A 14,082-nucleotide genomic window follows, 5' to 3' on the forward strand; every position below is an offset into this window, starting at 1 on the left:
TGCGCAACTCGTGGGATTGCAAGCCCCTCGGTGGTGGCGTCATCCAACTACGCTACGCATTATAAAGCCAGTTGATGTTAATGCAGTCCCCAAGGCTTCGCGAGATGCGACCTTGGGGACTGCCTATTGTGTTTGCGCAAGATTGGAGTAGTTTTATGGGCCTTTGGTAGGCTATGATGGTGGAGAGGCTCTATATTCCCACGAGTTGCGCAACGAGATTGTAGAAGAGCTATCCGTTGGGGAAGGGATGCCACTCGCTTGAAACTGGACCATATGCACACGAGAACCGGTCGTCACCGAGGAATATGGGTCAAAGAGAAACGCCACGAGAGACCAGCGAGAGCAAACAGGCAGCAAGAAGTGCTCGGAGCAACAGGTGTTCCGAGAAGCAAGCCAAACGATATGGCACGGAAGCGGGGTTACAGCGTCGCCAGACCCAACCAGGTCGCAAAGGATGCAGGAACGCCAAAGAGGGTGAGGGACACGCGACCAGAGGTCAAGGTCTTCTCATTGCGTGCGAGCCTGTCTTCCCACGAGAGCCGAGTATGGGCTCGCTCTGCCCGAGAAAGGATCGGGATCGGCTCCGACAAGGCCGAACCAGGTGATCGAGCCACTTCCACCAGCACCTCCACCCGTTGATGGCGCAGGAGGTCTCTGCACGCTCGCCGATGACGTCTGCGACTCCAATCACGCCAGAGGAGCGGGGCCGATCCAACGACCAGAGGATGCAGGAGCACGCTGACCTGGCGCGGCTTCGTGGTAGCTCTGCCCAACCATTGACACTGCTCTCGCAGAGGACAAGGGCGACAACTGCGAATGCTGGCGGCATAGACCACACGCAAGCTTCCATCGGCTTCGCGACGTCGCTCGTTTGCCAGCAACGTATGGTGAGCAGGGCAACGAAGTGTCCCATCGGGTTGGAGGAGAAAGTCTGCTCCCCAGAAATGGCCCGTTTTCCAAAACGAGCCCACTTGAGGGGGAGCAGACCCAGAGGAGGAAGGCATCTGTGGAAGAGCAGGTACCATGGCAGGAGCAAACTCAGTGGTGCGTAGCGGCTCAGGCTGAAGGTGATGGCCCAACTCCAGGCGCACGTTCCAGACCCATTGTGAAAGAATCTGCCAGCATTCCTGACCAGCAGCCGTATGACTCCACCAGCGATCAGGATCTTGCTCAGCATCTTCATCAGCCAGAGCATTCTCGAAGGCTCCGCGATGGAGGTAAAGTGCCACGACATCCGCACCGGTGAAGGCGGTTTGTGGCAAATTCGTCAGGAACCGTTCATAGACCACGCCCTGGCGTTCAACCCCGACTCCAGGCTCGCGCTGGCTTGCGGGATGGGTAGCCACCACGATCTGGCAGCCCTGTTGCGCTGGTCCCACTGCGACGTTGGGGCAGTCGTAGAGGGTACGCACCAGGTGGCTTTCGGGGCGAGAAAACGGCTGATCGGGGGGCAAATGCAGGCGGATCTGAACGTCGTCTCGATCCAGTAAGTGATAGTCTTGGCCTCGCATCACGTAGGAGAAGCCACCCAGATCAGCGAGCACTGCCCCCGTACCATATTGGCCATCAAGTCGCAGAAACATGTGTTCCTCGGTAAGATCATGGGCACGGCAGAAGCATTCAATGCTCGCCACAGCTCGGCGCAGTTCGCCTCGATACTCTCCATTGCCTGGGTTTCCAAACGTCGCGAGCCATTGATGGGTGTGGGCTTGCAGCACGGTGGTACGGCTGCGTGCGACTTCTCCTCGTTTGCGTCCCGTGTATCCTGGAGCACACAGTGGACGCAATCGGCGATGAGCGAGAGGCGAGTTCTGAGTCCTGGGTAAGGCTCGTTGACGGGCCGCTTCCCGCGTGCCAGCAATATCGAAGACGATCCAGCGGGTTGCTTGCCGATCCCATAAGCCGGCCAGATGCTCCTGTGTATCCAGCGGACGAGCCAATTGATCCGAGAGGAAGAGTGTGCGCAGAGCGTCGACAGGCTCAGGGGAGAGTGCAGCCAAAAAGTGCGAGAGCGTTAAACGTGCAGAGAGCCGTTCACGCCCGAAGAGCGCCATGAAAGGACCAGCCCAGGGTGAAAGCCGTGCGTAAAAGGTTTCAAGGGTGCGCTCCCCACTTATCGCATCCCCCCCAAGCACGGCGAGAAAGTCGATCACGTCGTAGCGGCCGAAGCAGCGACGGGCAAAGTGCACCTGCTCAGCTATGGCTGAGCCATCAGGCTGGTTGAGCCGTTTTTAGCGCTTGCGGCCTTTTTTCTTGTGTTGCACTGGCGTGTTGAGGACCGGGGGAACATAGTTCTCCATCAGCGTGATCTGTCCATTCTCCAGTTGCAGTCGCACATCTGCAACGCCAGCAACACTGGAGTCGTGTGTCACAACGATCACCGTTCTTCCTTGCTCAGCCAACTGCTTCAATAACCGGATGATCATCCTGCCGGTGTGTGCGTCGACGTTGCCGGTTGGTTCGTCGGCCAGGATGACACGGGGATCGTTCGCAATGGCACGCGCAATCGCGACGCGTTGCTGCTGTCCACCAGAAAGCCTGCCTGGCTTATGGTGATGCCGATTCTCGTTCAGCCCTACCTGCTTGAGAAGATCACTGGCTCGTTCGTGGCGAGCACTGCTCGTCATGCCTCCTTTCAACTCCATAGGAAGCATGACATTTTCGAGCGCGGTCAGCCTGGGGATCAGGTGGAACGCTTGAAACACAAAGCCCAGCTTTTGCCTTCTAAAGCGGTGTTCCTGGTTGCCTCCAAGCCGTGTCACATCCACCCCGTCCATGTTCAACGCTCCCGAGCTCGGCTTATCCAGGCCTCCCAATAGATAGAGCAGCGTAGATTTCCCGCTCCCGCTGGGGCCCAGAATGGCCACAAACTGACCTTCGGTAAAAGCAAAGCTGACATGATCAACTGCGCGGATGACCTCGCCGCCCAGGAGGAAGGTTTTACTCAGGTTCAACGCTTCCACTGTCACCGCTGGGCGAACTGGGTTGGTCTGTTCTCCTGCCATTTCGGGTGACAACAGGGAGCCCGCCCGCTCTGGTGCTTGCTCCAGAGGAAAAAGTTCTGCATCCATATCAGAGATCAACTACCTTTCTTTCAAAACTGTTTGTTGCGCCTGGTCTACCCTTTTCTCAAGACAATCGCCGGTTTGATATGGGAGACCGACCAGGTTGGAATCAGGCTTGTGAGCAGCGCTAGTCCCATGCCCACTCCGATAATGACTGACAAGGACTGAGCATTGAGGGTCGCCGCCTCCAGGTGGACGCTGCTGAGCGGATTGGCTGCCGTTGTCACGCCCGGACCGCCAACCGTCTGCATAAAAATTGCCCCGGCCGGTTGCGTACTACTCGCCGCCAGTGAAGAGGCGTCAATATCGAACAGGTGTGTGACAAAAGGCCCAAGCAGCAGCAGGAGCAGCACGGCCAGGAACGCCGCCAGCGTACTCATGACCAGAATCTCTATCCAGAACTGCCTGACCACTTGCCAGTGTGAAGCGCCAATCGTTTTCAGGACGGCGATTTCTGCCGTGCGTTCACGCACCAGCATCAGCACCGCGAAAACGATCACAGCTGCAGCAATAATGAATGAAGCGATCAGCGTTACACGAATACTCTGCTGAGCCAGACGAAGCGCATCAAAAACAGTGCGGTATTGCGCGGTTTCGGTGACTATCGTGAAGGACTGACCCAGTGTGCTACGTAACCGTGCTGCTACATCATCGGCCTGCTCATAGCTCGCAGCGGTCGCTGTGAGCGAGTCAACGCCGCCGACATGGAAGACCCGCTGCATTGTTTCCAGTGGAAGCACCATCGAGCTATCCGCCAGTTCATTCGACGTCGTATATAAACCGATCAGCGTCAGCGTGGTTCCGTTGAGGGTGAACGTGGACCCAATATGAAGCTGGTTGGTCTGGGCCAGCGCCTGACTCATCATGGCTACTGCGCCACCGGCATCGCTGTTCCGAAAATGACGCCCCCCAACCAGCGTCGGGGTAATGCCTTGCATGATGGTGAAGGTGGTGGCGTCGCTCGCGATACCTGTCACCGAGACGGGGGCGTTGATCCGTTGTCCATTTGGAGCCGTGATAAGAGTGCCTTGGACGTTCGCGTCTGTGTCAGAACGTACCAGGCTCTGCTGCACATCCACAACTCCCTGTGTGTGTTTGACTGTTGTAACAATCGTGTTCGGAATCGGTTTGGGAGGGTTGCCAAAGGAGCCTGGCCCATTTGGGCCCGTATTGCTTTGCTGAGCGGAACCGGCATCAGGTGTGGCATAGCTAATGGTGATCTTTGTGCCAACCTGTTTATGCACCAGGGCAAGTTCCTGCTGCGAATTGTTGCTTAAACTCAACATAGCCGCGACAAACATCAGGCTCATTCCCAGCAGCGTCACGAGCAGAATGAACCTACCCGAACTCGGTAAGATATTTTTCATACTCGGGGGAACAATATGCATATGTACTCCTTTTACCTTTTATAAATTTTGGATTAAAAATCGTTTATTACTTCTTGCATCCCTCATTCCTGGCTGAGCAGGCCTACAAACTCCTGCCAGTCCCTTTCGAGATGCTGGCGTAGCTGTTCCAGTCCTTTACGAGCAGCCTCACCTTCGAGGAGGACAACCAGCCTCCAGCCTGCACCATAAGTCGGGATGGGAGGATTGGTCGGTTCGCGCGCAATTCCTGTTTTAGAGGGTCGCTGCGTTGGATAGAACGTCGAGAAAAACTTCTGCTCGTGCGTTCCTGTCTCTTCCTTTTGCCTCGTAAATTCCTTCCTGCTCTTGGAAGAGGGCCGCAAGTTCTCCAGCGTCTCTGCTCCTTTCCAGGCAGCAACTGCTCCGGTTGGATTGAACAGGGCCGCGGCTCGCACTTCAGGAACTGCGGCGAGCTGGGTAAGCATAGTAGTTGCTCCCAGATCGGAGCCACAAGGGTTATGGATTGGCTCTGCTACTTTGATAATTTTTAAGATAGTTCGTTGATTTTTCTTTTAATAAATCCTGACGATCCAGAGGTGTTCCCATCGTCAACATATGCCTGCGGTTCAATTCATTAAAATAGCTATTATCTTTATATAACTCAGGCGATGGCTGAGTTATAGTAAAAGATGCGACAGGCCCGAGATATAAATAACCATCTATATCCGCCTCCTTCTTTCTACCAGAGAGTGGATTTGCAGACTTGCCACCTGTTCCAAACATGGCACTGCTCAACGAGTCATAACTACTATCCAACTCACCTATCCAGGTTCCCTTTATAGACATAATTGAGGGCACTGTCCATGATTTGAGTTTCGGTTCCAGTTCGTTATTCTTGCTGCCAAATCCAGTATGAACTAATACGACATACGTGGTGCCCGAGTGCTTCTCCTCGACGATTTGTAGCATCGTTTTCATATTGGCCTGTATCGGTTGCGGTGTTTTGGGGTCTGAATTGCTCGGGGTCGTACCAACAGGCCCTTCCTGCTTACCGGGCATCGGTGCTCTGACATTGTTAATTGGAGCTTCTTTCATAGCCGAACTCACTCCGGTACTGCGTCGCAAATGCTCACTACCAGCAATTATCAGGCCTTTGACTCCCTTTGCATAAATCTGCTTTTCGACAACACCGGCAAAATAACTATCTCTTTGCGATAACAATTTATCTATATCTGCTTTTGTCCGCACATCATTCCAATCAACCGGGGGATCACCAAGATAGATATGGAGTCTTTTTGCCGGTACTAGTTTCTGGTTCACTAACCGTACGGTTTCAAACAATTCTTCATCTGACATGGTATCCGTGGGCCCCATGCCTGAAACCGTCAGGTCACGCCAGACCTTACTTAGCTCTTCCTTATTGGCGTCTTTGCCATTAATATAGTCATCAACCAGGGCTTGATATTTTGCGTTCCCAGTCTCAATAACAATGGTCTGCACAATATCAGTAAATTGAGGATTTTTTATGAGCGAGATAATAAATGCTCGTTCCTGGTCAAGTCCATGAACATCACCAAGAGCAACAAGCTGATGCTTGTCAAAAGCTTTCAATATCGCTTCCGTCGCAGTTATAGGCCGTGCCCCGTCCTGCCCGATAACCCTGTTAGGCTCAACAGACATATTACTGTTGACGATGAATACAGTGACTATTACGGTAATTATGGCAAAACTAATTACGCATAATAAAATTTTTCTGCCTTTTTTTGCATATGGCATCTCTTTTGCTTTTTGTAGGATATACATGTATGTTTTCTCCCGATTTCATTTACACTGGTTTTGAACCATCTAGTTCGATCATAGAATAGCAGAGCAATCTAACCTGTATCTGACCAGAGGAAAATAAAAAATAAGAAAGACCAGTGTGAGATATTCTTTTTTGGTCTTTCTTGTCCAGCGAAGTAAGATTAATTTTTCGCAAGAGGTAAATGGAGCCAGAACAACACACCGGCATCAGTATTTTCTAGTGAAAATGGAATCCCCATGCGATCTAACGTTTTTTTTACAATGGTTAGTCCCAACCCACTGCGCCCTTGATTTTTGCTGCGAGCGCGATCCATACGATAAAAAGGTTCAAATAACTTTGATATAAGCTCTCCGTCAATATGCGCATCCGTATTTAAAATGCAAAGTCGGGTAGTATTTTCATCCTGTACCTCACTCCATATATGGATCTCGCCATGTTTGGGAGTGTTCTGGACAGCGTTCATAAATATATTTGAAAGGATACGGTTTAGTACATGAATATCGACGCGGCACAATAATCCATTGGGGATAGTAACAATAATGTTCTGTTCATCCGCTTCAATCAGTGCCTGAAAACTGGTTAATACAGATGCAACAACGCTATTGAGTCGGACATCCTCATAATGTACCTGTATTTTGCCGTCAGTTAAGCGAACTATCTCCAATATCTCTGATATAAGCTTATTGTGCATAGCCATCATTTTCAGGCATTGACGGAGATAGTGCGGATATTCATGATAATCGACAACATTCTCTAACATTCCCTCTAACATGGCTGTGACGGCGGCCATAGGCGTTTTTAATTCATGGGAAGCGGCTGAAAAGAAATAGCGTTGATTTTCTTCCATCTCCTTTTCATGTTCTATTTCGATTTCTAGCTTGGAGATCGTTGTCTTTAGCGCTTCATACATTTTATAAATGTTGCCTGACAATTCCCCGATTTCATCACTGCGGGTAAAAGGCACAGATGTAAATTTGGCATTGAATTCTAAATTGGACATCTTTCTGGCATCTAAGGCCAATCGCTTAATTGGATTTACTATTCGGCTGGCAAATATAGCGGTTGCAATTATACTCACAATCAGCAATATAAAAAGGGCGATTGCGGCTTTTGTAAAAAGCCCTGTATACAGGGCGAAACTTGAAGATGGATTAGCCATGTAAAGAATCATATTATGAGGTAAAGGCACAACAAAATTAAAAAATTTATCAGATGTACCATTGACCATTGAGGCTGACGAAAAGGCCGAAGTTTCGTATATTATTTCTCCTTTATTTGTTTGTACAGAAAATTCAAAAGAAGCATTCTTCTCATGAAAGTCCCTGGCAATCTCTTTGATCTCATATGTGGATTTACCCTCGATTTCATGTGTCAGAGGCAGATAACTATCTATCAATTGTTGTTTTTGATCCGTTTCATATGCCGTCATAAATTGACCGGCAAAAAAAACGGCAGTAATAGTAGTAGAGATAGTAAGAAAAAGCAATGTATAGAGGAAAACCTTTCCAAATATTCCAAGACCTCTCTTTTTCAAATCTCATTCTCCTCCAGACAATAACCCACGCCTTTAATTGTCTTGATGATATTAACAGGGAGCTTATTGCGTAGCTTTTTTATGTTGGCATGGACGATGCCCTCATTGCCGGCAAAATCATAGCCCCAGATTTTTGTAAGCAAGACTTCATGAGAAATGACTCTCCCCTTGTTTTGTGCTAAAAGCAATAAGACATCCAACTCTTTAGGGGCCAGTTGTATGCTCTCACCATCGTAATCAACTTTATAAGCATCTGGATACAGCGTGAGTTTCCCTGCACGAATTTCTTTTTTTAACACTCCACTGCGACGGAGTAACGCTTCTACACGTTTCATCAAGATCGGCATGGAAAAGGGTTTTGTAACATAGTCGTCGGTTTCATTGGAAAATGCCAGAAGCTGGTTAGCGTCGTCATCTAAAGCTGTCATCATCAAGACTGGAGTATCATGAATTTTACGAAGTTCTTTCAATATCTCCTGACCACTTATCCCTGGTAACATAATGTCCAGGATGATAAGATGATAATGCTTATCATATATCTGTTCCAGAGCCTTATTTCCATCGGAACAGGTATCAACCAGATAGTTTTTCCTTAATAAAAACTTCTTCACCATATTGCAGATATTTTCGTCATCTTCAACCACCAAAAATTGTATATCCATAGCATCACCACAGGGTCCATAAATATGATAGATTGCTGCTCTATCTTTTTTGATAACATCAAGCGATCAGATCTATATCAGACAATATTAACATGTCAATCTAACCTATTTCTAACCTCGCTCCCATTGCGTATGCTTCCATCAAGCAGTATTGTCTCTCATACAGAGCTTTGGTATTGTCAACTTGGTACACAAATGAACAGTGTGCGACCGTTAAACGGATCTGGCGCACCCATAGTGAGGGGCTCACCCGTTTCTCTCGATTGCCGTCAGCCGCCTGGAGCTGGTCGTGAGCAAACGTCAGGGCAAGATCACCCTGACGGTGCGGGGACCTGAGACCAAAACCACCCCGGTTGGAGACTGTCCCGCCGAGGGGAGTGGCGTGGCATCTTGTTAAAGCCAAGCGTGTTCCTGCCTCATCTGCCTCTACACTCGCTGGCAGATACACGGTGAACCTGGAAGCCGCTTCCACTACCACCTTCTGGCTGGATGGTTTGACCTGGCAATTTCCGACCTATGAGAATGTTGAGACCTTTGTTGACCAGCTGGTGCATACCGGAAAGTCCGCATACACGAGAAGATGCTCGCCTTACCACTCATATTCAACAGGTATTTGTCTCATTCCGTGGTGTCTATGGGAGTCCACGGATTCATGCCGAACTGCAAGATCAGGGATGTGTCAACACCACAAACGCTTGTCTCTTTTCCAGAAATCAAATATACTGCTTGTTAGGTAACAAGCACGTTAGGTAACATCATTAAGTAGGGTAAGGAGATGCCGAAAACAGCCCCATATATTCTGGCTTGGTCCGCCGTGTATCAGACATATACATTGTCTGATCGTCAGGCAAAGTTAGACCTCATGCTTGACCTGGATTCACCAACATGGTACACATGGCTGGAGCAAACGGACTCGTTTGCCTTTCATGGCCAGAATGGTGCCTATACTGCACGAAGAGAGCAGGTCAAGCAAGGCGACTGGTACTGGTATGCTTATCAGCGCACGCAAAAGCATGTGCGAAAGAGGTATCTGGGTAAAAGCGAAGCTCTGACGCTGCAGAGGCTCGAGGAGATAGCGAAGCAATTTAATGGTGGACAAACGATCAAAAAAAAGGCTGCCACCAGCCCCCAGCCAGGGCTGACTCGCAGTGTGGCAGAGGAGCAGATACTGGCAGCAAAATTGCGTATGCCGTTTGTGCCGCCGTATCTCATTGAGCGCACTTGCCTGTTTGCACAGTTGCAAAAGGCAATTGAGAGGTCGGTTACGTTGATCTGTGCCTCAGCTGGATCTGGCAAAAGTACGCTCGTGAGTAGCTGGCTACGACAGAACTCCCTATCCTCAGCTTGGCTCTCGCTCGACCAGACTGATAACGACCTCACTCGCTTCTGGTCATATCTCTTTACCACTCTAGATACCCTGTATCCCGGCATTGGCGAGCACGCACAGCTCGCTCTTCGCTCACTCCAAACGCCCGATATCAAGCCAGTGCTGACATTGCTGATTAATCTACTTGGCGCTAGCGAACCTGTAAGACAGGAAGAAACAGGGCAGGCAGTGCTGGTACTCGATGATTATCATGTGATCTCCTCAAAAGACATCCATAAAGGCATGACTTTCCTATTGGAACATTTGCCGCCGCATCTACATCTGATCATCTCCACGCGCAACGATCCACCATTGCCGCTTGCACGTCTACGCGTCCAAGATCGCTTGCTAGAGTTACGAACCATTGATCTGCGTTTTCGCAATGAGGAGATAGTCGCTTTCTTCGCCCGTCATGAAGGTATTTCGCTTTCATCCGACGAGGTTGCCCTTTTAGAAGAACGCACTGCGGGTTGGGCTGCGGGGCTGCAACTGGTGGCGCTTGTGCTGCGTGACCAGCGCGAGCACCCCGACGTTTTGCGCAGTATTAATGGTAGTCGAGGCTATATCGCAGAGTATCTTGGACAGGAGGTGCTCGCACAGTTGCCGGAGGAGGTGCAGCAATTTCTCGTGCGTACCTCCATTCTGGAACAACTGGAAGGAAAACTCTGCGAAGCCGTCAGTGGTCAACCAGACAGTGAGGGAATCCTGGACCGGCTCCATCAGGCAAACCTCTTTCTCGTGCCCCTCGACGAGTCTCACCGCTGGTATCGATATCACCAGATCTTCGCCGATGTGCTGCGCCAACGCTTACAGCAGAGCGACGCCACGCTGGTGCCAGTACTGCATCGGCGCGCCTCCCTCTGGTATCGAGAGCAAGGAATGCTGGTCGAGGCGGTCACTCATGCTCGCTCCGCTGGCGATTGGGAGTGTATCGCCAGTATCGCAGAAGAGGCTGGAGTGGAGCTTATCAGTCGCGGAAACGTTCAGATGGTAATGAATTGGGTGGCAATGCTACCTCGCCCCATAGTTTTTTCACGCCTGCGCCTCTTTCTCTATGAGTGCTGGAGGCACTGGTACGCTGGTCATGCCGCTGTCGTCGCTGAGATGATGCGCGAGTATATCCAGCAGCATGCATTACCCGACCTGGAGATAGGGGATGCCGCCATCTTGGAGCAGGCAATCAGCGCACATGTTGATGTGCTCTATCCTTGCTCGCGTTGGGGCGAGGAACAGCGAGCCAACTGGATCGCCGAGATGCTGGCTCTCTATGGAGTGTTGAATATGGAGCGCCCCGATGGAGCGGCTTTTAGCCAAGCGGCGTGCCGTCGTGCGGTCGTTCGTGTGGCTGGCCTAGCACATCGCGCACGCATCGCACAACACCTGAGCACGGTTTCTATTCTGCGCGGCGACCTGGTCGAAGCTACTGCTACCCTGGAAGATGCGCTGGCCTCTGCCATCGCTGATGGCAGCGTTACCTGGATCACCAGCACCGGGTATCGCCTCGTGATGCTCTATGAGATGATGGGCCAGTTGCAAGATGTGGCGCGCATTTCCCAGGATATTCTTGAATTAGCGAAAGGGAAGGCATTCCTCTCCCAGAGTGCTGCTTACATCTTCCTCGGCAATAACGAGTATGAACGTAACAACCTGGAAACGGCGGAGCACTATTTCAGGCTGGCCATCGCATCGTGCGAAGAGATTGATCTCCTCACAGAGTCTGATCCCGATGTCCATTTCCTACTTGGACAATTGGGGCTAGCGCGCATCCAATTCATCAGGAGAGATAGAGCAGGCGTACGTCTGTGCCTTGAAGAGATTGCAGGCTTTCTCTCACAAAATTGGGTGGGGAATGAGGTGCTCCCAACCGTGAAGGGCGAATATGCTCTATTGGTGCATAATTTAGGTGATGATGCCATAGGCTATTCCTGGTTGCAAGAATATGCTCTCGCCGAACAGAGCGATCAATTAGTGCTACGCCAGTTCATCTCATTGAAGCACAACCATTACCGGATCTACGTAAAGTTGTTGCTTACCTACCAACGCTGGCAGGAAGCGAAACAGGTACTGCAAAGCCAGCAGATGCTAGCAGAGCAGCAAGGGAGAACGGGTAACCTGATCCAGTGGCTTACCCTGCGCGCCTTGCTCGAGGAGTCCCAGGGCGAGGCGGGGCAGGCGCTCTCTGCCATCACTCGCGCTCTGAGCCTGGCGGGACCTAGAGGCTACCTTCGCATTTTTCTAGACGAAGGTGCGCCCTTGCTAATCCTTCTTTATCGCTTACGTGACGAACTGCGCAAGCAACGCACCACAGAAAATCCCGCTCCTGCATCTAGCTATCTCGATAGATTGATTCTCCTCTGCAAACAGGAGCAGCAAATTGGCATGCCAACAAGTGAGCAATCTGCCCTGGTTGAGCCACTGAGCGAGCGTGAGTGTGAAGTACTGCGGCACATCAGCGAGGGGCGCTCAAATCGAGAGATCGCCCGGCAACTCGTCATAGCATTGAGCACAGTGAAGTCCCACATCAGGGCCATCTATGCCAAACTGGGGGTTAAGAGCCGCACGCAGGCGTTGGTTCAGGCCCGCAGACGCAATCTGCTCTAGTTTTCGCCTCTCCCTGGGCACCCGCTCATGCCTCTCCGCGAGCCAAAGACCCTCCCGCAATTCACCTCTCGCCCCTCCTTTTGGTGGATGGTTGCTGCCCATGATGAGAGTATACTGGCATCCGTGGTTTTGTGGGCTATCACAAATCACGTAGAATTTGCCTCTGAATTCTGAATAAGGAATAGGATGCTCGTAAGAAAGTATTTTAGAACTTGGAATATCTTTGGGATATCTTAAGGAGGAAGTATCATGGGAACTACGGCGTCATTACAAGCACAGCCAGAAACGACACAAAAAGCAAGCCGAACAGCGACCATAGGGAGCCTAGTAAGCAGCCTTCTGATCAACGGAGCACTCCCTTTCATCATTTACGTGCTTCTGAAAAACTATACCAATACCTCGGACCTCCTGGCTCTCGTGGTTTCGGGCGTACCATCTCTGCTTGAGAGCATCATGGGACTTCTCCGTAGGAAACGCATTGATTTGCTTGCCGGTATCACCCTGATAGGGATTGCCGCTTCGCTCATCGTCGTTCTCCTGGGAGGTAGCCCCAAAGTCTACCTGATACGAGAGTCTTTTTTTACCGTCGCATTCGGGCTGGTATTCTTGCTATCCTTACTTTTCCCCAGGCCTCTCATGTTCTATTTCTCCCGTCACTTCGCAACAGGCAATCATCCAAAAAATATGCCTTGGTTTGATTCACTTTGGCAGTATCGGGGCTTCCGCACCTCTATGCGCGTGATGACAACAGTCTGGGGCATTGGGTTTCTGCTTGAGGCCGCGATACGTAGCTATCTAGTCCTCGCCCTGAGCACCGAACAATTCCTGCTCGTTTCCCCATTCGTCATCTACGGCATTATAGGAGTACTCGCGGCCTGGACGTTTTTTTATAGCCGTCAAGGCCGTAAAAAAAGCGAGGCGATACGACAGAGTCTGATCGTACACCAGAATGATCCCACTTCACAAAACGCGTAACAGAGTGAGGTACAAGAGGTCATCGGACAAAGGAGGCGATCTCTCTTCAACAGGTATGGTCAACTTATTCAAAAAATGGAGGATATTGGTGAGATTATAGGGGAAAAGTTTAGAGAGACGATAGAGTAATCAGGCCGTGTCCTGAAGCTCAGCTTGAAGTACCAATAACGTGCCAGCACATGGAGGTTATGAACAACGGCACAGCGGCGAAGTTCAAAGAGACTCTTGCGCATACCCCGATAGAGGGCGTGCGGCCTTGCCATCGCTCGATAGAGGCGAGAGTGTGTTCTACTGCAATCCATTCACAGTGCCGGGCGCGGCTTTACGGAGTCTGCTGACGCTCTTGCAACTCGATGAGTATCATCAGGATAAAAGCCGCCGCTGCGTCCGTGTAGGTTGGTGGTGCATCAGCTCTCATGGAAAACTGGTCATAAGTGTCTTTAGGAAATGGACAATTCCACCGGGCTCAAAGGACACTTTTTGCTCTGCTGGACACCGAATGATCTGCCTGACTAGTGCACAAGGACAAACCCCAGTTTGTGAAAGCGTTTGTCCTCGCGCACTAGCCAGGCTTTGCAATACACCTCTAACTCTAGCCACGCTCGCGCACCAGATGACTGCTCAAATACGCCCTGTCGATTTGCAGTTCTTTCAGAGCTGCGTGTTGCCGATTCACATCCGCACTGATGTCTCTCAATGAAGAGTTCTGGATAAGCGCCATATGCCCTC

At 50.8% G+C, this 14,082-nt stretch carries 11 protein-coding genes; 3 read left to right on the forward strand and 8 right to left on the reverse strand.

Annotated elements, in window-relative coordinates:
• Positions 1 to 419: 419 nt before the first annotated feature.
• From JMI88_RS39885 to JMI88_RS36545, 7 genes are all read right to left on the reverse strand, one after another.
• Positions 420 to 2,189 carry a hypothetical protein gene (locus JMI88_RS39885; RefSeq protein WP_236023218.1) on the reverse strand — a complete coding sequence of 590 codons (1,770 nt, stop codon included), beginning with the start codon at positions 2,187 to 2,189 and terminating at the stop codon, positions 420 to 422.
• Between the two features lie 42 nt (positions 2,190 to 2,231).
• The gene (locus JMI88_RS36520; RefSeq protein WP_236023219.1) at positions 2,232 to 3,071 is read right to left on the reverse strand and encodes an ABC transporter ATP-binding protein; all 840 of its coding nucleotides are present in this window, start codon (positions 3,069 to 3,071) and stop codon (positions 2,232 to 2,234) included.
• A 47-nt stretch (positions 3,072 to 3,118) separates the two neighbouring features.
• Positions 3,119 to 4,453, reverse strand: a complete 1,335-nt coding sequence (locus tag JMI88_RS36525; protein WP_201366986.1) for an ABC transporter permease — start codon at positions 4,451 to 4,453, stop codon at positions 3,119 to 3,121.
• Positions 4,454 to 4,515: 62 nt separating this feature from the next.
• Complete coding sequence (locus JMI88_RS36530; protein ID WP_201366987.1) at positions 4,516 to 4,896, reverse strand: hypothetical protein; 381 nt, start codon at positions 4,894 to 4,896, stop codon at positions 4,516 to 4,518.
• Positions 4,897 to 4,927: 31 nt separating this feature from the next.
• Positions 4,928 to 6,214, reverse strand: a complete 1,287-nt coding sequence (locus tag JMI88_RS36535; protein ID WP_201366989.1) for a hypothetical protein — start codon at positions 6,212 to 6,214, stop codon at positions 4,928 to 4,930.
• A 161-nt stretch (positions 6,215 to 6,375) separates the two neighbouring features.
• Positions 6,376 to 7,749 carry a sensor histidine kinase gene (locus JMI88_RS36540; protein WP_201366991.1) on the reverse strand — a complete coding sequence of 458 codons (1,374 nt, stop codon included), beginning with the start codon at positions 7,747 to 7,749 and terminating at the stop codon, positions 6,376 to 6,378.
• Positions 7,746 to 8,411: a response regulator transcription factor gene (locus JMI88_RS36545; protein ID WP_201366993.1), complete on the reverse strand. Its 666-nt coding sequence runs from the start codon at positions 8,409 to 8,411 to the stop codon at positions 7,746 to 7,748. Before JMI88_RS36545 ends, JMI88_RS36540 begins: the two co-directional genes overlap by 4 nt.
• Before the next feature lie 522 nt (positions 8,412 to 8,933).
• Between JMI88_RS36545 and JMI88_RS41025 the strand changes: the two genes are divergently transcribed.
• The 3 genes from JMI88_RS41025 (at position 8,934) to JMI88_RS36560 (ending at position 13,353) form a co-directional block, all read left to right on the forward strand.
• On the forward strand, positions 8,934 to 9,164 hold the full coding sequence (locus JMI88_RS41025) for an IS3 family transposase (protein ID WP_373324001.1): 231 nt from the start codon (positions 8,934 to 8,936) through the stop codon (positions 9,162 to 9,164).
• Between the two features lie 22 nt (positions 9,165 to 9,186).
• Complete coding sequence (locus JMI88_RS36555) at positions 9,187 to 12,378, forward strand: winged helix-turn-helix domain-containing protein (protein WP_201366996.1); 3,192 nt, start codon at positions 9,187 to 9,189, stop codon at positions 12,376 to 12,378.
• A gap of 249 nt (positions 12,379 to 12,627) precedes the next feature.
• The gene (locus JMI88_RS36560) at positions 12,628 to 13,353 is read left to right on the forward strand and encodes a VC0807 family protein (protein ID WP_201366998.1); all 726 of its coding nucleotides are present in this window, start codon (positions 12,628 to 12,630) and stop codon (positions 13,351 to 13,353) included.
• A gap of 592 nt (positions 13,354 to 13,945) precedes the next feature.
• On the opposite strand, the gene JMI88_RS40330 is transcribed toward JMI88_RS36560, so the two are convergent.
• Positions 13,946 to 14,074 (reverse strand): hypothetical protein, encoded by a 129-nt coding sequence (locus JMI88_RS40330; protein ID WP_268906056.1) that lies wholly within the window; start codon positions 14,072 to 14,074, stop codon positions 13,946 to 13,948.
• Positions 14,075 to 14,082 lie beyond the last annotated feature (8 nt).

It is taken from the genome of Dictyobacter formicarum (assembly GCF_016587435.1).

Coding starts and splice junctions, on each gene's coding strand:
- JMI88_RS36520 (WP_236023219.1), bottom strand. CDS start 3,071: ATGGATGCAGAACTTTTTCCTCTGGAGCAAGCACCAGAGCGGGCGGGC.
- JMI88_RS36525 (WP_201366986.1), bottom strand. CDS start 4,453: ATGCATATTGTTCCCCCGAGTATGAAAAATATCTTACCGAGTTCGGGT.
- JMI88_RS36530 (WP_201366987.1), bottom strand. CDS start 4,896: ATGCTTACCCAGCTCGCCGCAGTTCCTGAAGTGCGAGCCGCGGCCCTG.
- JMI88_RS36535 (WP_201366989.1), bottom strand. CDS start 6,214: ATGTATATCCTACAAAAAGCAAAAGAGATGCCATATGCAAAAAAAGGC.
- JMI88_RS36545 (WP_201366993.1), bottom strand. CDS start 8,411: ATGGATATACAATTTTTGGTGGTTGAAGATGACGAAAATATCTGCAAT.
- JMI88_RS41025 (WP_373324001.1), top strand. CDS start 8,934: ATGTTGAGACCTTTGTTGACCAGCTGGTGCATACCGGAAAGTCCGCAT.
- JMI88_RS36555 (WP_201366996.1), top strand. CDS start 9,187: ATGCCGAAAACAGCCCCATATATTCTGGCTTGGTCCGCCGTGTATCAG.
- JMI88_RS36560 (WP_201366998.1), top strand. CDS start 12,628: ATGGGAACTACGGCGTCATTACAAGCACAGCCAGAAACGACACAAAAA.
- JMI88_RS40330 (WP_268906056.1), bottom strand. CDS start 14,074: ATGGCGCTTATCCAGAACTCTTCATTGAGAGACATCAGTGCGGATGTG.